20 protein-coding genes and 1 tRNA gene are annotated in these 20,435 nt (G+C 37.7%); 13 read left to right on the top strand and 8 right to left on the bottom strand.

Going from position 1 to position 20,435, the window contains the following annotated elements; translation table 11 throughout:
• Nucleotides 1–202: 202 nt before the first annotated feature.
• Nucleotides 203–1,711 carry an IMP dehydrogenase gene (locus ACT6XC_RS06050; RefSeq protein WP_443741164.1) on the bottom strand — a complete coding sequence of 503 codons (1,509 nt, stop codon included), beginning with the start codon at nt 1,709–1,711 and terminating at the stop codon, nt 203–205.
• Nucleotides 1,712–1,834: 123 nt separating this feature from the next.
• On the opposite strand from ACT6XC_RS06050, the gene ACT6XC_RS06045 reads away from it, so the two are divergent.
• A tRNA-Ala gene (locus ACT6XC_RS06045) sits at nt 1,835–1,907 on the top strand.
• Between the two features lie 118 nt (nt 1,908–2,025).
• On the opposite strand, the gene ACT6XC_RS06040 is transcribed toward ACT6XC_RS06045, so the two are convergent.
• Nucleotides 2,026–3,066 (bottom strand): Gfo/Idh/MocA family protein, encoded by a 1,041-nt coding sequence (locus tag ACT6XC_RS06040; RefSeq protein WP_443741163.1) that lies wholly within the window; start codon nt 3,064–3,066, stop codon nt 2,026–2,028.
• A gap of 118 nt (nt 3,067–3,184) precedes the next feature.
• On the opposite strand from ACT6XC_RS06040, the gene ACT6XC_RS06035 reads away from it, so the two are divergent.
• From ACT6XC_RS06035 to ACT6XC_RS06020, 4 genes are all read left to right on the top strand, one after another.
• Nucleotides 3,185–4,006 (top strand): P-loop NTPase, encoded by an 822-nt coding sequence (locus ACT6XC_RS06035; RefSeq protein WP_443741162.1) that lies wholly within the window; start codon nt 3,185–3,187, stop codon nt 4,004–4,006.
• Nucleotides 4,007–4,150: 144 nt separating this feature from the next.
• The gene (locus tag ACT6XC_RS06030; protein ID WP_443741161.1) at nt 4,151–5,146 is read left to right on the top strand and encodes a tRNA dihydrouridine synthase; all 996 of its coding nucleotides are present in this window, start codon (nt 4,151–4,153) and stop codon (nt 5,144–5,146) included.
• An 86-nt stretch (nt 5,147–5,232) separates the two neighbouring features.
• On the top strand, nt 5,233–7,536 hold the full coding sequence (locus ACT6XC_RS06025; RefSeq protein WP_443741160.1) for an EAL domain-containing protein: 2,304 nt from the start codon (nt 5,233–5,235) through the stop codon (nt 7,534–7,536).
• On the top strand, nt 7,533–9,830 hold the full coding sequence (locus ACT6XC_RS06020; protein ID WP_443741159.1) for an EAL domain-containing protein: 2,298 nt from the start codon (nt 7,533–7,535) through the stop codon (nt 9,828–9,830). The genes ACT6XC_RS06025 and ACT6XC_RS06020 overlap by 4 nt, the downstream gene beginning before the upstream one ends.
• 55 nt (nt 9,831–9,885) lie before the next feature.
• On the opposite strand, the gene ACT6XC_RS06015 is transcribed toward ACT6XC_RS06020, so the two are convergent.
• A complete protein-coding gene (locus ACT6XC_RS06015) occupies nt 9,886–10,809 on the bottom strand; it encodes an aldose 1-epimerase family protein (protein ID WP_443741158.1) in 924 nt (307 codons plus the stop codon).
• Nucleotides 10,810–10,943: 134 nt separating this feature from the next.
• Between ACT6XC_RS06015 and ACT6XC_RS06010 the strand changes: the two genes are divergently transcribed.
• The 3 genes from ACT6XC_RS06010 to sppA are packed head-to-tail and all read left to right on the top strand — an operon-like array spanning nt 10,944 to nt 13,266.
• A complete protein-coding gene (locus ACT6XC_RS06010) occupies nt 10,944–11,537 on the top strand; it encodes a CYTH domain-containing protein (protein ID WP_443741157.1) in 594 nt (197 codons plus the stop codon).
• Between the two features lies 1 nt (nt 11,538).
• Entirely contained in the window at nt 11,539–12,291 is a 753-nt protein-coding gene (locus tag ACT6XC_RS06005) for a DUF975 family protein (RefSeq protein ID WP_443737909.1), read from the top strand.
• 15 nt (nt 12,292–12,306) lie between these two features.
• Nucleotides 12,307–13,266, top strand: a complete 960-nt coding sequence (sppA, locus tag ACT6XC_RS06000; protein WP_443741156.1) for a signal peptide peptidase SppA — start codon at nt 12,307–12,309, stop codon at nt 13,264–13,266.
• On the opposite strand, the gene ACT6XC_RS05995 is transcribed toward sppA, so the two are convergent.
• The 5 genes from ACT6XC_RS05995 to ACT6XC_RS05975 form a co-directional block, all read right to left on the bottom strand.
• Entirely contained in the window at nt 13,267–13,872 is a 606-nt protein-coding gene (locus tag ACT6XC_RS05995) for a response regulator (RefSeq protein WP_443741155.1), read from the bottom strand. It abuts the gene before it with no gap.
• Between the two features lie 31 nt (nt 13,873–13,903).
• Nucleotides 13,904–14,506, bottom strand: coding sequence for a regulatory protein RecX (locus tag ACT6XC_RS05990; RefSeq protein WP_443741154.1), 603 nt, complete (start codon nt 14,504–14,506; stop codon nt 13,904–13,906).
• An 87-nt stretch (nt 14,507–14,593) separates the two neighbouring features.
• Nucleotides 14,594–14,986 (bottom strand): 30S ribosomal protein S9, encoded by a 393-nt coding sequence (rpsI, locus tag ACT6XC_RS05985; RefSeq protein WP_443741153.1) that lies wholly within the window; start codon nt 14,984–14,986, stop codon nt 14,594–14,596.
• 14 nt (nt 14,987–15,000) lie between these two features.
• Nucleotides 15,001–15,429, bottom strand: coding sequence for a 50S ribosomal protein L13 (gene rplM / locus ACT6XC_RS05980; protein WP_443741152.1), 429 nt, complete (start codon nt 15,427–15,429; stop codon nt 15,001–15,003).
• 212 nt (nt 15,430–15,641) lie between these two features.
• A complete protein-coding gene (locus tag ACT6XC_RS05975) occupies nt 15,642–15,884 on the bottom strand; it encodes a hypothetical protein (protein WP_443741151.1) in 243 nt (80 codons plus the stop codon).
• Nucleotides 15,885–15,977: 93 nt separating this feature from the next.
• Between ACT6XC_RS05975 and ACT6XC_RS05970 the strand changes: the two genes are divergently transcribed.
• The 5 genes from ACT6XC_RS05970 to ACT6XC_RS05950 all read left to right on the top strand — a co-directional run bounded on the left by ACT6XC_RS05970 (nt 15,978) and on the right by ACT6XC_RS05950 (nt 20,395).
• Nucleotides 15,978–16,739 carry an AzlC family ABC transporter permease gene (locus tag ACT6XC_RS05970; RefSeq protein WP_443741150.1) on the top strand — a complete coding sequence of 254 codons (762 nt, stop codon included), beginning with the start codon at nt 15,978–15,980 and terminating at the stop codon, nt 16,737–16,739.
• A complete protein-coding gene (locus ACT6XC_RS05965; protein ID WP_443741149.1) occupies nt 16,740–17,075 on the top strand; it encodes a branched-chain amino acid transporter permease in 336 nt (111 codons plus the stop codon).
• Nucleotides 17,076–17,273: 198 nt separating this feature from the next.
• Nucleotides 17,274–18,464: an ABC transporter ATP-binding protein gene (locus tag ACT6XC_RS05960; RefSeq protein ID WP_443737903.1), complete on the top strand. Its 1,191-nt coding sequence runs from the start codon at nt 17,274–17,276 to the stop codon at nt 18,462–18,464.
• Between the two features lie 87 nt (nt 18,465–18,551).
• Nucleotides 18,552–19,526, top strand: coding sequence for an ABC transporter permease (locus ACT6XC_RS05955; RefSeq protein WP_443737902.1), 975 nt, complete (start codon nt 18,552–18,554; stop codon nt 19,524–19,526).
• A complete protein-coding gene (locus tag ACT6XC_RS05950; RefSeq protein ID WP_443737901.1) occupies nt 19,526–20,395 on the top strand; it encodes an ABC transporter permease in 870 nt (289 codons plus the stop codon). Before ACT6XC_RS05955 ends, ACT6XC_RS05950 begins: the two co-directional genes overlap by 1 nt.
• Nucleotides 20,396–20,435: the final 40 nt, after the last annotated feature.

The following is a 20,435-nucleotide window of genomic DNA, read 5'->3' as shown; positions in this document are numbered from 1 at the left end:
ATTTTATAAAAAAATACAGAATTGTTGAATAGAAAATTTTTTCGCAAGTATCCGCAAATACAAGTATTCGCAAATACAAGTATTTGCAAATATCAGCAATTTTTTTGAACAAAATCACAGTTATAAAAAAAACAGCCCGAATCGACAGTTTTATATGACGAATCGGGCTGTTTATTAACATATATTCAACTAAAAAATAAATTTAGTTTTGAACGCTTGTCGTGTTTCTTACAGTTACATCGTGAGCTGAACCTTCCTGAATTGTAACCGGCGAAACAAGTGTAATTTTTGCTTTTTCCTGCAATTCTGGAATAGAAAGCGCTCCACAGTTGCACATTGTGTGCACAACCTTGCTCAGTGTCATTCCAACTCCATCGTGCAAGTGTCCAGCATAAGGAACGTAAGAATCTACGCCTTCTTCAAATGCCATACCCTTTTTGCCGCCAAGATCGTATCTCTGCCAGTTGCGTGCGCGGTTTGAACCTTCGCCCCAATACTCTTTTACATAGTTTCCGTTGATTACGAGTTTGTTTGAAGGAGATTCATCAAAACGTGCAAAATAGCGTCCGAGCATTACAAAATCTGCGCCCATTGCGAGTGCCAAAGTTACATGATAATCGTGAACAATTCCACCGTCAGAACAAACAGGAACGTAAATTCCAGTTTTCTTAAAATACTCATCGCGTGCTTTTGCTACTTCGATTGTTGCAGTTGCCTGTCCGCGACCAATTCCCTTCTGTTCGCGTGTAATACAGATTGAACCACCGCCAATACCTATTTTTACAAAGTCTGCGCCAGCATCTGCCAAAAAGTTAAAACCTTCTGCATCAACAACGTTTCCAGCGCCAACTTTTATTCCAGGGAAAGCAGCATGTAAATCCTTGAGAGCACGAGCCTGCCATTCAGAAAAACCTTCTGAAGAATCAAGAACAAAAACATCTGCGCCAGCCTCGAGAAGTTTTGGAACGCGTTCCATGTAGTCGCGTGTGTTAATTCCTGCACCAACAATGTAACGCTGTTTAGAATCAAGAAGTTCGTTCGGATGCTCTGCGTGAGTTGAATAATCCTTGCGGAAAACAAGGCTCACAAGATTTCCATTTTTATCGACAATCGGGAGCTGATTTACTTTTTTCTCCCAAATAATATCGTTTGCTTCTGAAAGATCAATTCCTTCTTTGCCAGTTGCCAAATCGTCAAGACCAGTCATGAAGTCTTTTACCTTTGAACCTGCTGGACAATGACCAATTCTAAAATCTTTCGAAGTAATAATTCCAAGAAGTTTTCCGTTCGGGCTTCCGTCTTCTGTAACAGCAACTGTCGAATGACCTGTTCTTGCGCTCAATTCTACAACTTCTTCCAAAGTCTGATCCGGACGAATATTTGAATCAGAAGTTACAAAACCTGCCTTGTAAGCCTTTACACGGGCAACCATTGCAGCCTGATTTTCAATTGTCTGGCTTCCAAAAATAAAACTGATTCCGCCCTCTTTCGCAAGCGCAATTGCAAGTTTATCGTCAGAAACAGCCTGCATTACGGCAGAAACCATTGGAACATTCATTGTAAGCGGACAAGTTTCACCAGCTTTTTTGTTGAATTTTACAACTGGAGTCTTTAATGAAACTCTATCTGGAGTGCATTCCGCAGAAGAATAACCAGGAACCAAAAGATATTCGCCAAAAGTGTGCGAAGGTTCTTCAAAATAATAAGCCATTTTAAATCCCCTAAAAAAATCAATTAAATTTTTGTGTAATTTATCAATTATACAAATTCAGAAAACCAATTTCAATACTGATTTTATTGAATAATTTAGAAAAATGTGATAATTTCTAAGTATGGGGATATAGCTCAGTTGGTAGAGCATCTGGTTCGCAATCAGAGGGTCACCGGTTCGAATCCGGCTATCTCCATTTTTTTGGGCACATTTTTGCAAGAATCTTGCAAAAACCAAGCTTTCCGTGGCTACGGCGTCTTACGCGCCTCCGGTGCTTCGCACCCACCTTGTGGCCACTCCAATCTTTTGCGCGTTTACAGTTTTTCCTTAATTTCTTCCAGAACTTTTAAATCCTTAATGGCTTCTTTTAGAGGACTTAAAATTGGCATTTTTCCGTCCAAAAAACCAACCGCGTTTTCCACCATTCCCGAAAAATACCGAGTTTTTTTAGGCAGGCTTGCTTTCTGTTTTTCAAGCGAATAAAATCCTGTATAAAGTTTGCTCTGTTTTCTCAAATAAAAATCGGCAATTCCGTTTCCAATGCAGATTTTTCCTTCCGTCCCCAAAATTTCAATTCTAAATTCAAAAAATTTTGAACGCCCGCTCATTTTTATGCAAATTTCAGGAATATCTTCAAACTTTTCGCTTTTGCAAAAACTATAATGCGCGCAAAAATTCCGCACAATTTTTTTCTCGTCCTTAAAAACGCCTGTAACCACAGGTTTTTCAAGTTCAGTTCCGCACAAAAAACGAACAATATCAACAAGATGGGTTCCATCGTGCAAGAGGCTGTAAGTTCCGTCTTTTTCAAATTCTTTTGCGTAAACGCGCAGTCCTGAATCCAATTCAGCTTCAACCTTTTGAATTTCCCCGATTTTTTCCATCCACTGCATTGCAAGTGCATAATTTTTGTCAAAACGGCGTTCGTGATTCACCATAACAGGAACCTTATTTTTTTCAGCGCAGTCTGCAATTTTTTGCGCCTCAAAAGAATTCAAAGCAACAGGTTTTTCAAGAATCACAAGGCGCGGTCTTGCTTCAATCGCACGGATACATTCTTCTAAATGCGCACTTTCGTTTACGGCAACCACCGCAATGTCAATTTTTTTTATATTTTTGTAAAGTTCACTGCTCGCTTCAAAAACAAGCCCTTCAGAGCCGTGGCTTTTTACGTATTTTTGCCAAATTTTTAATCGCTCCAAGTCAGGATCGCAACCAGCACAAAGTTCAATTTTTTTATTTTTTAAAAGCGCCATAGTATGGCTTGCCGGCTGTTCACGTTTTTTATCAAATCCGAGCAAAAATCCAATCCGGCCAGTTCCAATCAAAACGGTTTTATATTTTTTATTTTCCATAACTAAATAATTATCGGAACAAAAAATCAGGAAGAAAACGCTATAGCAAACAAAAAAATATTCTATTACAATAGTCAGACATATTTTTTAGAAAGATTTCAAACAAAGAGGCAAATATATGTCAGAAGAAGGCTGCACTCACAACTGTTCAACCTGCAAATCAAACTGCAAATCAAAAGATTTAAAATTTCATCTGCATCCAAAAAGCACCGTCAAACACGTAATCGGCGTAGTTTCTGGCAAAGGCGGAGTCGGAAAATCTCTCGTAACCTCGCTTTTGGCATCAAAAACCGCAAAAAAAGGACTTAGAGCCGCAATTTTGGACGCAGACATTACAGGTCCTTCAATCCCGACAAGTTTTGGTTCAAACGGAGAGAGAGTCTACTGCGACGAAACTGGCCTTATTGCTCCAGAAACAACAGAATCCGGAATCCAGCTTATGAGCATGAATTTTCTGCTCAAAAACGAAAACGATCCTGTTTTGTGGCGTGGCTCAATGATAAACGGCTTTGTAAAAAAATTCTGGGAAGAAGTTTTCTGGAACGATGTTGACTACATGTTTGTCGATATGCCTCCAGGAACAGGTGACGTTCCTCTTACAGTTTTTCAGAGCATTCCTCTCGACGGAATCATAATCGTCTCAAGTCCACAGCAGCTTGTTCGCGTAATCGTCGAAAAAGCCGTAAAAATGGCGCAGACCATGAAAATTCCGGTTTACGGACTAATCGAAAATATGAGTTACGTTCAGTGTCCGGACTGCGGCAAACAAATAAAAGTATTTGGAGACAGCCACGTCGAGCAGATTTCCCAAGAATTCCACATTCCGCTCCTTGCAAGAATCCCGATTGACCCAAAAATAAGCCAGGCCGTCGACAGCGGAAAAATCGAAACACTCGAAGCAGAATTTCTGGATGCCGCCCTTGCGATAATCCAAAATTAAGCGGGCACCACCCACATCCGCGGGTCGCTATGTCCACCCTTCCGCTTTCGCTCCATTGCGGTGGCAATTTCATTACCGCCGCAACTTCGGGGTTCCCAGCGCTGGTGCGTTCAGTTTTTTTCAAAAAAAGGACATCATAGTTTTATGGACAAAAAATTTTTACTTGCTCCAATGGCAACTCTCAGTCACGAAGCATTCAGGCGCAGCGTACAAAAATTCGGTGGTTGCGATGAATATTTCAACGAAATGATAAACGCTCCGTCACTTTTACACAAAGGCCGTTTTGAAAAATTCTACACGATTACCGGCGACACTCCAGAATCCAAAAAACTCGTCTGGCAAATTACAGGAACTACCGCAGAACCAATGGCTCAGGCAGCGCAAATTCTTTCTGAACTTCCAGGCATTGGAATCGACATAAACATGGGCTGTTCCGCTCCGCAAATTGCAAACACAGGAGCTGGAATTTCGTGGATGCTAAAACCTGTAACAGAAACTCAAAACCTCGTCAGAAAAGTAAAGTCCGCCCTCGAAAACTGCGCAAAAGACGGAAAAACTCCGTCGCGGCTTTCCGTTAAGCTTAGGCTCGGAGCAGACAACTTTACCGAAAGCGGATTTTTTAGTTTTACAGATATGCTTGTTTCGGAAGGAGTTCAGCAGTTAACCTTGCATCCGCGCACCCAAAAAGAAAAATTTGCGCGCGCTCTTCCACGCTACGAATACGCCGAAAAACTTTCTCTGCGATATCCTCAAATTCCAATAATCGTAAACGGCGAAATAAAAGACAAAAAAAGCCTTGATTACGCCTTACAATGCGCTCCACATGTAAACGGAGTTATGATTGGCAGAGCAGCCGCTGCGCAACCGTGGATTTTTGCAAAATTAAAAGGCATTCTGCCAGAAGAAAAACTCGACATGCTCAATTTTGCACTTGACTTTATTTCCGACGTCGAAAAGTTTCAGCCACCGGAGTTTTTTCAAACACGGCTACAAAGATTTTTCGCATATTACTGCCAGAATTTCAGTTTTGCCGGTTATTTAAAAACACAAATGCTAAACGCAAAAAACAACGAAGACGCACGGGAAAGGCTTTTTCAGTATTTTGAAAAATGCCCGGAAGACAGACTAAAAAAAATCTAAAATAAAAGTTCGCAATTTAACTTTTTTAGTATATAATAAAAATCTGTTAAAAAGTTCAAGTTAAAAAAGTTAAATCGAGGATCTATTTGAAAACTGTTTACATGACTCTTTCGAGCATTTTTATTGTGCTTATGGGAGTCTATTGCATTTACTTAAAAAAAAACAAAAGTCCGCTGTCAAAAAGTCTTTTCAAACTTCACCTTGGAGCCATTGCATCCACAGTTCTTTACAATATTTCTCTCATTAACACTACACTTTGGTTCGCATATTTTATAACCAGCCTTTACTATATAAGTATTCATTTTTTGGTGATTCTTCTGATCGATTTTGCATTTATCTTTACAGAAATGTCATCATCACAAAAATACAAAAAATTTATCGAAGTTTTTAAGAAAATATGGCTTTATGTTTTTTTAGTTGATTCTTTTATTTTAATCCTCAATCCGTTTTTTCATCACGAATTTGAACTTTCAGGGCTTTATATAAACCACAATGTTTTTTTGTGCTGGAACGCAAAATATTTTTGGATGTTCGATATTCATCTTAGTTTATGCTTTTCGCTTTCAGCATTAATTTTTGGCATTCTTCTAAAAAAAATAATTCAAACCAACAAATTTTATAAATCGAAGTATATTTCGGTTTTTGTAGTTTTTTTTATTACACTTGTCGTAAACATCATTTTTCTAAAATCCAAAACTTATCTTGATTTTTCAGTTCTTTTTTATTCAGTTTTTTCTATTATTTGCTCGTATTTTACACTTTTTTCTATTCCACGAAACATTCAGAACGAAATGCTCAAGCAGCTGTCTGACAACATAAACATTGGAATTTTTTGCTTTAACCTTGAACGAAAATGCATTTATTCAAATAATACCGCAAAAAAATTCTTTTTGACAAAAGATGAAATTCTTAATGAACTAAAATCTCTCCTTGCGCTCCGCAAAGATTTTGTAAAACGCAACATAGAAATTAAACAGGACACTAAAACTCTTACCCTGGCAGAAGAATTCAGTTATCTTCTCGACAGCCAGAAAAAAGCTTATGGCTACATTTTAAAACTGAGCGACATTACGGAAGAACTAAACAAGGCGTCAAAAGAACTTTTCGATTCAACACACGATGCTTTGACAGGACTTTTAACAAGAGATGCTTTTTATTCAGAAACAGAAAAAATCTTAAAAAGCGATCCAAATTCTCAATATTATATGATTTGTACGAACATTAAAAATTTTAAACTCGTAAACGACCTTTTTGGTTCAGAAAAAGGAGATGAATTTTTAAAAGCGTTTGCAAAAGAGCTTAAAAACACTCAGTACAAAACTATTTTGACAGGAAGAATTACAGGCGACCGTTTTGCAATTCTTATAAACAAAACTGAAGTTGACGAAACAGACGCTTTGCAAAAAATCAAGGAACTTGAAAAATTTACTGTTTCATTAAACTACAAACTTCATATTTTTGTCGGAATTTACAAAATTACTGATATTAACGAGAATGTCAGCTCAATGTTTGACAAAGCAGTTTTGGCAATAAAAAACATCTCCGAAAATTATTCGGTAAACGTTGCCTACTACGACAACGACATGCTTTCAATTTTGAAAAAAAATCGTGAAGTAATAAACGCATTTAACGATGCTTTGAATAATAATCATTTTAAAATGTATCTTCAGCCCCAGGTTAGATGCTCAGACGAAAAAGTTGTTGGCGCAGAGGCTCTTGTCCGCTGGAAAACAGAAAAAGGCGTAATTCATTCTCCAGCCTCGTTTATCAAAATTCTCGAAGACAACGGACTAATCCACGAACTTGACAAATTTATCTGGGAAAAGGCTGTTCAACTTCTTCAAAAATGGCAGCTTTTGGGAATCGACTATCATATTTCGGTAAATGTAAGCGCAAGGGATTTTTATCTTATTCCATTGTACGAAACCTTTACTTCTCTTGTAACAAAATACGGAATTCCGCCTCAAAAACTCAAGCTTGAAATTACAGAAACTGCATTGGTTCACGATTTAAAACGTCATAACCAAATTATTACAGACTTGCAAAAATTTGGTTTTACAATCGAAATGGACGATTTTGGCTCCGGATATTCCTCTCTTAAAATTCTAAAAAACATCAGCATAAATATTTTAAAAATCGATATGATGTTCCTTTCAAAAACAAAACACAAAGAGCGGAGCAAAAAAATTCTCGAATCCGTTATAAAAATGGCTCAAAAACTCGGAATAAAAATTATTGTCGAAGGCGTCGAAGACAAAGACCAGGCAGAATTCTTAAAAAATCTCAATTGCGACTTTTTTCAGGGCTATCTTTATTCAAAACCTATTCCTGTTGCAAATTTTGAAAGCAATTATATTTCAAAAACAAATACACGAGGAGGCACAAAATGAATTTGCACTTATTCTTTAAAATTTTCAGTGCCTTTTCTGTTTTTTCGGCAATTTTTATGCTTCAGTTTGTCCGCACAATTTCAAAGGCGCGTACTGACGCAAAAGAACCGACAATTTTTGTAATATGCACAATTTCTGCAATGCTTTTAATCTATTCGCTTTTTTTGATGTCGGAATTCTACAGCAAGGCTCTCATTTTATTCTGTGTTTATAAGGTATGCGCAATCTGGACATACTATCTGACATTTTCCTTTAATCACGCATTTACAAACACGACAAAAAAACTCGGCTTTATAAAAGAACTTTACTTTATTTTGTGTTTTATCGACAGCGTTCTGCTTCTTGCAAATGCCAGAGTCAATGTTATTTTTGACCTTATTCCAGCACGCACAAAGGCAGGATTTTTTTATTGGGGAATTGAATACACTTCAAAATTTGGATTTCATAAACTAGTCTGCGCAATCTTAAGTTTTTCTTCGCTTGCACTTTTAATTTCGAGCATTGTAAAGGCGCCTTCTTATAACAAAGTAAAATACGTTACAATTTTAACAAGCGAAAGTTTAGTTTTAATCGCAAATTATGTTTTTAATTCGCTGAATCTGCCGTTAAACATTTCGCTTTTAATGCTCGTAGCAAGTTCAATTTTTATAGAAAATTACGTAAATAAAGATTTTTCTGCTCCTGTTTTAATCGGTCCTCTAAACGCCATAACCGAGTCCATAAACGACATTATTTTTTGTTACGATTCTTCGGAAAATTTAATCTATGCAAATTCTGCCGCAAAAAACGTCTTTAAAAAATCCAATGACAACCTTGAAAACTTTGCAAAGGAATTCCGGCAGAACTTTTTAAAAAATCGTCCTTCAGAACTTTCTCTAAAGCTCGAGAACGGAGAAGAACGCTATTACATTACCGAATACAAGGATTTTTTCATTTCAAATTCAAACATCGGATCATATTTGAGACTTCAGGACAAAACAAAAGAAACACTGGAATCAAGACGCAAAAATTACATTGCGACTCACGACCTGCTCACCGGTCTTTTTAACCGTTCCGGATTTTTCAAAAAAATGCAGGAAGCCTTGTATCAAAACACTTTCAAAAACCCGATTTTAATCTGTACAAACATAAAAGATTTTAAACTTATAAACACGATTTACAGCGAACAAGTCGGCGATTCCGTTTTGCAAAATCAAACAGCAGTCATGAAAAGGCTTCCTGGACACAAAAAAAGCATAATAGGACGCATTGCAGACGATAAATTTGCAATTTTGATGGAAAAACAGGATTTTGACAAAGATATTTTTGAAGAAATATTTAACGAAGTCAGCTGCATAATAGAAAAAACTCTTTACAACATTCAAATTGTGGCAGGAATTTACGAAATTTACGATAAAAAAGATACAATTCAGTCCATTTATGACAAAGCAAAAATTTCACTGGACGCAATAAAAGATTCTGACAACCAAATTTTTTCATTCTATAACCCGTCGATGATGGAAAAAATGCTCAAGGAAAAAGATATTGTAAACGATTTTGAAAAATCGCTGAACGAAAAACAATTTTCGATTCAACTTCAGCCGATTATGGACAAAGAAGGAAACGTTCTCGGAGCAGAATCTGTTGTTCGATGGAACAACCCGAAATATGAAAATTTGACGCCAAGTTCTTTTCTGGACGTTCTTGAACGAACAAGTTTAATCTACAAGCTTGATGTCTACGTCTGGGAACTTGTGGCAAAAAAACTGCACGAATGGAAAAAACAAGGATTTTCTGACCGTTTTATTTCTGTAAACGTTTCGAGCAAGGACAAATTTTTTATCGACATAATAAAAACCTTTTCCGAGCTTATAAAAAAATACGACATTTCGCCTCAAAACTTCAAAGTCGAAATTCGTGAAACGGCAATGCTCGAAAATCCAGAAAAAACAATCGCAATCTTTTCTCAGTTAAAAAAACTCGGAATAAAAGTCTACATCGACAATTTTGGAACAGGATTCTCTTCTCTCAACGTACTAAAAGACTTTATTGCCGACGGAATAAAAATGGACACTTCATTCCTGTCAGAATCAAAGGTTTCTGGAAAAAATAAAATAATCCTGCAGACAATGATTTCTATGTCAAGCAACTTGGGAATGGAATTTATTGCAAAAGGTGTTGAATCTGAAAACCAAATGCTCGCACTTTCAAAAATGGACTGCAAGCTTTTTCAGGGTTTTTATTTTTCTACGCCACTTCCAGTCAAAACATACGAAGCAAAATATCTGCAAAATTTCTCTCAGACAAAAAAATAACGGAAGTCAGGAGAATTTCCAAAACTTCCGTTATATATGCGTTCAAACGCTGCGATTATTTTTCAATCGTAATCGACTGGTCAGCGGTAAAACTTTTTCCAGGTTCAAGAGAAATTAAGCCTGACTTTTCTTCCCACTCGTGTTCGGTATTTTCAGCATCGGCAGTTCCGTACCAAGGTTCAATACAGTTAAAGCCGTTTCCAGCAACGCCTTCTTCACCTTTTCCGCCCTGCCAAACCATAACATACGGATAACCTTTGCAATTAACTTTTACAAGGCTTCCGTCCTTTTTGTTGCGAAGACCAACCCAGTCAGAAGTAATTTTCGTAAAGAAATGTCCGTTTCCAAAACCTTTTGCGTCAATCGGAACAATTCCATTTTCTTTTTCGCCGTAAAGTTTTGTGCAAGGAGCAGTTCCTTCTTCGTCAACAGCAAGCTGGGCAGCGTCGTTGAGCAAAACTGTCGTCAAAGGTTCTTTCTTTTCAAATTCATACTGATAATCAGAATTTACAGTGCCAGTTGGATCTGTGTTGCGCGGACAGCAGAAAGCGGTGTGGCTTCCGATAGAAAACAGCATTGTCGAAGAATCTGTATTCGTTACTGTCGTTGTAAAAATAAGTCCGTTATCCTTAAGTTCATAATGAGTTTTAAGGCTAAATTTCCACGGAAATTTGTCAGCGGTTTCTGCGCTGTCTGTCAGTTCAAAAGTTGCCGCCGTTTCTGACTGCTCAATTATCTTGTGCTCCAGATCGCGGCTCATTCCGTTGTTTACAAGATGATATTCCTTGCCGTTGTATGTATAAAAACCGTCTTTTATGCGTCCAACCTGCGGAAACAAAACCGGCGCATGGAATTTCCACACAGATTCCGGTCCTTCAAAAACATACTTTGTGCCATCAGCTCCGCGAAAAGAATTGATTTCTGCTCCGTGAGTGTTGAGCACGACTTCGTAATTAGAATTTTTTAAAGTAATTGTCATAATTACACAATTCTACAGCCTTTTTATTTTTATGGCAAATTTAAATAGAACACAGTTTTCTTAAGCATAAACATTCCACTCTCTTAAGATGTATTTTTTTTCATTTTTACAATAAAATGTGCTATATTAATAAAATGTACGAAATTGAACTAAAAGCACATGTCTTGGACCGAAAATCTGTAATTCAAAATCTTGAAAAATTTGCAACTTTTTCTGGAGCTGTTGAAAAAGACGATACTTACTATTCAAACTCAATAAACGGAAAATCAATCAAGGTGCGCATTAGAAAAGAAACTCCATTTTCCACACAGGAAGTTCCAAACGCACCGCAGACAACTTCTCAAAAATCGGTAATTTTTACTTATAAGCGCAAAGAAATTCTCGAAAAAGAAGGAACATCTATCGAAGTAAACGATGAAAAAGAACTTTTTCTCTCAGATGCAGATGCAATCGAAGCCTTTCTTTTTGATACAGGTTTTAAAACAACCTTAAAAAAGCAAAAAACCGTTCTCAGCTGGCACTATGACGGCGCAAACCTGGAACTTTGCCATGTTGCAAGACTCGGCGACTTTCTGGAAATCGAAATTCTTTCCGAGAACAATAGCGAAAAAATCGTATCTCAATCACGCGGAAAACTGTTAAAACTGCTTTCCAAATGTGGCATTTCGGAAGACAAAATCGAAAACCGTTACTACTCACAAATGCTCGGAGAAAAAACAGGAGAATAAAATGTTTAACAGAAAACTTTATAAACAGACTGCAAAAAAACAACTTGCCGGCAGAAGAACTGTCCCAGTCCTTGCAACATTGATTACCACGTTCATACTGCTGTTTTTGGGCACAAGTTCCGAAATTCATACTTCACAAATCGTAAACAGCAATTCAGCCTATGCACAAACTGCTTCCTGGATTTACGAAACGGAAGACGACTTTGCGGACGATTATGCTTTTAGCGTTTCTACAATTTCGGATTCTGGCGTAAGCCTGCTTTTTTCGATTTTGACAATTTCTATCACAGGAATTTTGATTCTTGCGCAGTGCCATCTTTACAATGAATATTTTAAAACCCTGGAAAAAATCTCGTTCGCTGAATATCTGCGCGGTTTTACGCACTGGTTTAAGGGCGCGCTTGCAGGTCTTTGGTTTACGCTTTGGGTTGTGCTCTGGAGTTTTCTGTTTTTTATTCCAGGAATCGTAAAGGCTTTTTCTTACTCGCAGATGTTTTTTGTACTTGCCGAAAATCCAAAAATTGGAGTTGCAAAAGCAATGCAAATAAGCAAAACGCTTACAAAAGGTTTTAAAGCAGACCTTTTTGTCATGTATATAAGTTTTTTTGGCTGGCATTTACTTTCAACCTTTACTTTTGGAATTTTGCAGTTGTGGATTCAGCCTTATGAATATATGTCTTTTACAAACGCATACAAAAGTTTAAAAATGCACGCGCTTCGTACAGGAATTCTTACAGAAAGTGACTTTATTTAAACTGGAGCATACAAAATGAACAAAAAAAACACAAAATACGGACTTGCCGTTTTGCTGACAATCACGTTAATTTCAATTTTGATGGGATTTTTTAAGATTTTCTCAACGGATTTCTTTTCTATTTCAAAAAATTCAAAAAAAGTTGAACAGCCGGCGCAAAACAGTTTTATTTACAACAAAGATTCAAATTATTACATTGCAGTCGTTAATATTTCGGGCGTAATTCAGGAAAAAGGAGGCGAATATAACCAAAAATGGCTTTTGAACACAATCCGTTCACTCAAAAATGACAAAAAAAATGCCGGAATTCTCCTGTACGTAAATTCTCCAGGAGGAACAGTTTATCATGCCGACGAAGCATATCTCGAACTTTTAAAATACAAGGAAACCGGAAAAAAAATCTATGCGTATTTTGCAGAAATGGCAACTTCTGGAGGCTATTACATTGGCTGCGCAGCAGATAAAATTTATGCAAACCGCAACACGATTACAGGTTCAATTGGAGTAATAAGCGCAAGCTCAATCGATGCAACTGACTTTCTCGAAAAAATAGGCATAAAGTCGATTACGATTCATACCGGCAAGAACAAAAATATGCTTAATTACAACGAAAAGCCGACAGAAGAACAGATTCAAATTATGCAGAGCCTTTCCGACGAAGCATACGAGCAGTTTACGCAGATTGTAAGCGAGAGCCGCAATATGAATATAAAAGATGTCCAGAAAATAGCGGACGGACGCATTTATTCGGCAAAACAGGCAAAAGAAAACGGTCTTATCGACGAAATTTTTACTTTTGACGAAGCAAAAAAATCCATAAAATCAGATTTTGAGTCAGACAATCTTTCGTTCAAGACTTTTAGATACGAAAAAAGCGAAAGCCTGCGTTCTATTCTTTTAGAAGGTTTTTCTTCAATAAAAAATCCGGCTTCCGCTTTTGGACAGGCTCCTCTTCTTTCATACGGAAAATTCTAACTAAGAATTTTCATCAAGAATCTGAGCAAGTTCAATCAGGTTTATCGGTTTTTTGAAAAAATAATTTACGCCGAGTTCTTTTACACGTTTTTCGGACTCGGCATCTTCGAGAGCCGTCACAACAAAAATCATCGGCTTTCCGAAATTTTCATTTTCGCGGATTTTTTTACAGAGGCTAAATCCGTCAACACCCGGCAAATCAAGATCAAGAATTAAAATTTTCGGATGCTTTTCTGTCATTAAAACTCCTGCCTCAAAACCGTCAAACGCCTGAAAAATTTTAACTCCAAAAGATTCGTATTTTTTCTGTAAGAATTTTGCAATTACGCAATTTAAGCCCTTATCATCATCAACAATAAGAATATCGCCGTGTTCATAAAAATTTCCTGCACATTTTTTAGCAAGATACTCAGGAATTCTCATTTTGCGGACTTGCATAAAAGAAGCCAAATCGTCGGGATAAACGCGGTACTGTCCGCCTGGCGTAGTAAAAGCCTTTAAATGACCGCCTTTTATCCAGTTTATCGCAGTTTGATTAACAACACCGCAAATATTTGCAACTTCAAGTGCCGAAAAAACTTCCGGTTTGTCAGTTTTTTTTAACATCTCAAGCCTCTTTTCCTTTTCACAAAATATGTTATTCTTCGTCTGTAACGGAAAGTATCAGTTTATATGAAAAACCAGAATCCATTAAGTACTTTATAAGTTTTTCATCTTTTTTCCCGTTTTTTAACGCTTTTTTATATGCTCTGTGGCAAAGCTGACTTTCATCATTAACCTTAAAAAAATCATCAACGGCTTTTTTTGCGTCGCCCGTTTTAATTCCACGCGAAATAAGCTCCCTCAAAAGCCTTATCCGTCCCTGAGGTTTTGTAATAATATGATTTCTAAGCCAGATTTCAGAAAAACGAAGGTCGTTGAGAAGATTTTTTTCTTCAAGATAATCCAAGGCTTGTTTTATCGACTGTTTTGAATGTGATTTTTGAAAAAGTTTTTTTTCGAGTCCAGCCCTGCACTGCTCACAACGGGCAAGATACTCTTCCGCCTTGCATTCCGCGGCAAATGCCAAAGCGGCATCTACGATTTCCATTTCCCTGTCTTCAAAAAATTCTGCGCCAATAAAAAATTCTTCAGGCTTGACAGAATCGAGAAAAGCAAATCTTACAAAAAAAACAGACCCGCCGTCCGTTGCAATTTCTACAATGTCCGACGAAGTCTGTTTTATAGCACTTATGCGCATTTTTGTTCCGAAAGTTTTTTCGCCTCCAGTTGTTTCCTAAAAGAAAAACCAAAAGCGAAGTTTTGTACATATTGTACAGAATAAAAACTAACGTTTTGAGAACTGGAAGCGACGGCGAGCACCACGCTGACCGTACTTTTTGCGTTCAACCATGCGGCTGTCGCGAGTAAGGAAGCCGTTAGCTTTAAGTGATGTATGAGCATCAGGATCTACCTGAAGCAAGGCGCGTGAAAGTCCGTGAAGACAAGCGTCTGCCTGACCGTTCAATCCACCGCCAACAACGTTAATCAAAACGTCAAATTTATTTTCGTTGCTTGTAACGAGAAGTGGCTGATGTACTCTGCGTACCTGTTCTTCTGAATTGAAGTATTCAGTAACATCTTTTCCGTTCACAACGATTTTTCCACTACCGTCACGGAGAAATACACGTGCAGTAGCTGTCTTTCTTCTACCTGTTCCAATTGCAATATTCTTAACCATCATAGACTCCTGACTTAAACTTCAAGTGGTTTTGGATTCTGAGCCTTATGTGGGTAGTCAGAACCTGCATAAATTTTTACACTGTCCATCATTTTGCGTCCAAGACGTCCATTTGGAAGCATGCCTGCGATTGTGCGTGAAAGCGGTTCGATTGGGTTTCTTTCGATGAGTTTTTCGAATGAATACTCACGAAGACCACCAACATAGCCTGTGTAATGGCGATAAAGCATGTCAGATGCTTTGTTTCCAGAAACAACAACTTTGTCAGCGTTGATAACAATAACAAAGTCACCCATTGCCTGGTTTGGAGTGTAAGAAACCTTGTTCTTACCACGAACAACTGCTGCAACTTTTGCTGCAACGCGTCCGAGCGGTTTGCCGGCAGCATCGATGATGTACCAGTCGCGTTTCTGCTCGTAATCTTTTACGAATAAAGTTTTCATTTGTATATACCTTGTACTAAAAAGTCTCTTGTGTTCATTTTGATTGCATCTTCAAAAATCACACTCCGCAGATATTGAAGCTTTTATCTGCGCATATACGGGGATATAAATATTAAATTTTTTATCGATTTTGGTCAATAAAAACAAAAATGAAAACGCTCTAAAAATCCATTAAAACAACAATTTTTAAGAATACTGAACTCCTATAAAAGCTAATCGTTTTCTTCGGATTTTTTTGATTCTTCAAAGGCTTCTTTTTCTTCTCTACGGGCTTCCTTTTTGTCCTGAATGTCGGCAAAACCGATAAAAAAAGCGGCAACTCCAGCAAGAACGGCAACCAGAGGACCAACGCCTTTTAGTGCGGAAATTATAAAATCTCCCCAGTCTAATCCCTGTGGCAGGGCAGCGCAAACAAAGAACGAAATAAGCAAAAGTCCAAAAATAATCGCAGTCATTTTTAGAGATTTCCTCCAACTCAAAATTTTCAAAAAAATTCTAGCATACAAAACATATTTTATCAAACAGTAAAAAGTGCTATACTCGCCTCTATGTTAAAAAAAGACAGCATTTGCAAAGGCGCAAAACTTACGCTTCCTATTTTTTTTGGTTATATCTCTATTGGAATTCCTTTTGGATTGATGGTTGTAAACAACGGATATCCGTGGTGGCTCGCCCTTTTTATGGGAATGACAATTTTTTCTGGAACAGGGCAATATATTGGTATAAGTCTTATGGCAGCAGGTGCTTCGCTTCCAGCATTTTTGGTAACGCAGTTTTTTGTGGGAATTAGGCATGTTGTCTACGGACTTTCGCTTCTAAAAAAATATGACAAAAGGCGCGTTGGAAAATGGAAGCCTTTTTTGATTTTTGCTCTTACTGATGAAACTTATGCCCTTATTACAACAAGCGAAGTTCCTCTTGGAGAGAAAAACGGTGAATATTACAGCCTTATTGCCGCTCTCGACTGGTCTTATTGGCTTTTGGGCAGCGTAATCGGTGCACTTTTAGGAACTTTTTTGCCTTTCGATTTTACAGGCGTCGATTTTGCGCTCAATTCTCTTTTTATTGTACTTATGATTGAACAGATAAAACAAAGTAAAGACCTTTTTCCTTCTCTCTGCGGAATCTGTACTGCAATAGCGGCAATCGTTCTTTCAAAATTCGGTTATCTTCCATCGCAGCAGATTTTGATCGTAGCGCTTTCGCTTGGAATTGCAGTTTTGATTTTAGTGCGCGGAATTACCGTAAAAACAAAGAAGATAAAGCATACAAAAACCACAGAAGAACCAACTTCAACGGAGGAAAAATAAATGCGACTTACACTTTCAGAGGCACTCATTGCAACCCTTGTAACCGCAGCCCTTATGTATCTGCTGCGGGCTTTTCCGTTTATTCTGTTCAGCAGAAAAAAGCCGCCTAAGGTTCTTTCGTTTATTGAAAAATATATTCCTGCAATGGTAATCGGTGTTTTAATCGTCTATTGCCTTGCCGATCCAAAATACATGACCTTTAGCTCTTCACCATGGGGAATTCCTGCAATTGCCGGAGTTTTGATAACAATTATCTTGCATTTATGGAAAGGCAACAGCATGATAAGCATTTTTGGCGGAACTATTTTATTTATGGTACTAGAACGACTTCTTTAGAATTTTTCCGTATAATCTTAGCCCCAGTCGCATGCAGCCCAAACTGTCCGAAAATATATAAACAAAAAATAAAATTTATAAAACTTTTAAAAAATGTGTAGACAATTTGGGCTAATAATCATATTTTAATTTTTATGCAGTTTTTCTGTTATTCATCAAAACCCCCGGAAGTCGGGCTGTAAAAAAGAGGTACTCACATTGAACGGTAGTCAGGTAAAGATTGACCACGTATCGAAAGAATTTGGCGATTTTATTGCGCTGAATGACGTTAATTTTACTATTAATCAAGGTGAATTTTTCACTTTGCTAGGTCCATCAGGTTGTGGTAAAACGACACTTCTACGAATTATTGCAGGATTTGAAAATCCTGATGACGGTGCCGTTCTTTTTGATGATACAAACGTCGTAGGACTTCCGCCAAACAAAAGGCAGTCTAATACGGTTTTTCAGTCTTATGCACTTTTTCCGCACATGACGGTTTTTGAAAACGTTGCATTTTCTCTCCGCTTAAAAAAAGTTGACAATGCCACTGTTGAAGAAAAAGTTCGAAAATATCTGTCATTGGTTCAACTTGAAGAACACATGTACAAAAAGCCTAACCAGCTTTCTGGCGGACAAAGACAACGTGTTGCTATTGCCAGAGCACTCATAAACGAACCAAAAGTGCTTTTGCTCGACGAACCTCTTTCTGCCCTCGATGCAAAACTGCGTTCAAGCCTTCTTGTTGAACTTGACCGGCTGCACGACAAAATTGGAATCACCTTTATCTTTGTAACCCACGACCAGAGCGAAGCGCTTGCAGTTTCTGACCGTATTGCAATCATGAATAAGGGAAATGTACTTCAGATTGGAACTCCTTTTGAAATTTACGAAAGCCCAGCTACTCAGTTTGTTGCCCAGTTTATCGGCGAAACAAACCTTTTTGAATCGACTGTCGTAAAATGCGAAGGTTACAAGGCAAAAACTGGCGAAGAATACATGGTAACTCTCAACACTCCAGCCCTCGGAATGCAGGCTCAACTTACAGGCGACACTCAGGCAACAAAAGAAGAAGACAAAAACATTCTTGTAACTGATTACGAGCACACGGACGAAGGACAGAAAGTTGCCTTTACTATCCGCCCGGAAAAAATCAGAATTACCCTCGAAGAACCAAATGTAAACGGACGCAAAGACATAAACGTGTTTAAGGGTGTAGTTGAAGAGCCTGTTTACACAGGTTTCCAGTCAAAATTCTACATCAAACTGGAAAAGACAGGCACAATCGTAAAAGTATTTAAGCAGCATACAAACTATCTTGATGACGGTCCAGAAATTCAGTGGAAAGACACTGTTTATATTTCGTGGTCGGCAGAAGACGGATATATCGTTGAAGATATTGAAAAATAATCTTTAATATCTTCGTATTCGCATTTTTTTCTATCATTTCTATCAATAAAATAAAAAACGACAGAAATGCAAAAGGACAAGTTTGTAATGAAAAAAGAAAAAGAAAGTCCGCAGCTGGCATTTGCAAAGGCTGCAAGAGACAAAAAATATAAAAAGATGAATCCAGGACCTGTTTATGCCTGGCCAATGGGATTTTGGTTTAGTCTGTTTTTTGTAATTCCACTCATAATTATCGTTGCATATTCGTTTATGAAGCGCGATGTTTATGGTTCGGTTATTGCTGAATTCAGTTTAAAAGCCTACAAACAGATGTTTACTCCTGCGTATGGAATTATTTTTCTGCGCACACTGTGGATTACGGCTCTTTCGACTTTTATTACGATTCTGATTGCCCTTCCCTGCGGTTATGCCATGGCAAGAAGCCGGCGTCAGACATTGCTTTTGATTCTTATAATCATTCCATTTTTGACAAACTCGCTCATAAGAATTTTTGCCTGGATTACAATCCTCGGCGACAATGGAATTTTAAATATGTTTTTGGGTTCTATTGTAAATTTCTGGCATAAAATAACAGGAAATCCTGCCGCGTTTGAACCTGTAAAGTTTATGTACACAAAAGGCGCAGTTATTATTTTGAGCATTTATATGTATCTGCCTTATGCGATTCTACCGATTTTTACTGCTGTTGACCGTTTTGACTTTTCTCTTTTGGAAGCAGCCCGCGACCTTGGAGCAACAAAACCTCAGTCAATGTTAAAAGTTCTGCTTCCTGGAATTCGCAGCGGAATTATTTCGGCCTTGATTTTTACTTTTATCCCGATTTTTGGTTCTTACACAGTTCCGAATATCGTCGGCGGAAAAGACAGTTATATGATTGGAAATATAATCGTTGACCAGGTTCAGAAAACTCGAAACTGGCCTCTTGCTTCTGCATTTTCAATGATTTTGACACTTCTTTCTATGGCAGGTATTTTGTGGATGCTCTATTCCAGCAAAAAAGATGCTGAGCTCAAAAAAGTTTCGACCAAAGAAGACACGACAGGAATTGGAGGTGCAAAATAATGAAACTCAATCCGTTTAACCTTATAAAAACAAACCGAGGAAAACAGAGTGAAAACTTCCGCCATGCAAAACGTGGCTGGAAAAAACGCGCTCCGCAGTTCAGTTTCTCAAAAATTGTGCTTTTTTTGTGTCTTTTGTTCTTGTTTTTGCCACTTCTGGTAATTATTTTTTATTCGTTTAATGCCTCTAAAGACACAGAAATAACAGGTTTTTCGTTTGTCTGGTATCAAAAACTGATTTTTGACTCTGCGCCTCTCTGGCATTCGCTTTTGAACAGTTTTATCGTTGCAATTTCGTCTTCTGTCGTTGCAACAGTTTTGGGTTCACTGGCTGCAATCGGAGTAAGCTGGTATAAATTTAAGGGCAAGGGTTATATCCAGACAATAAGTTTTTTGCCTATGGTTTTGCCAGAAGTAATTATGGGTCTTTCGCTTTTGATTTTTTTTAGCGCCGTAAAAATGAGCCTTGGTCTTTTTACGATTTTTATTGCCCATACAACTTTCTGTCTGCCGTTTGTTTTTTTAATGGTTACTGCACGCGTCGATGATTTTGACACCTCGATTATCGAAGCAAGCCATGACCTCGGAGCAAACGAAATTCAGACGCTTACAAAGGTTATTATTCCTGCAATTATGCCTGGAATTATTTCTGGTTTTATGATGAGCGTTACAATGTCCCTTGAAGACTATGTAATTACTTTTTTAGTAAGCGGACCTGGAAGCACAACACTGCCGCTTTACGTTTATTCGATGATTCGTTTTGGAGTAAGCCCGGTTATCAATTCGCTTTCGTTTGTTTTAATCGTTGCTATCGGAATTTTGACTTTTTCTTTGAGAAAAGGCTTAAAAGGCTTTGCCGCAGCGCATTAAAAAAATTTTCTGTTTTTATGTAAAAAACGCTCTGTGTGAG

The sequence above is a fragment of the Treponema berlinense genome, from assembly GCF_052273165.1.
Lineage (GTDB): Bacteria > Spirochaetota > Spirochaetia > Treponematales > Treponemataceae > Treponema_D > Treponema_D berlinense_A.
This window is presented reverse-complemented; position numbering and strand designations above follow the sequence as displayed.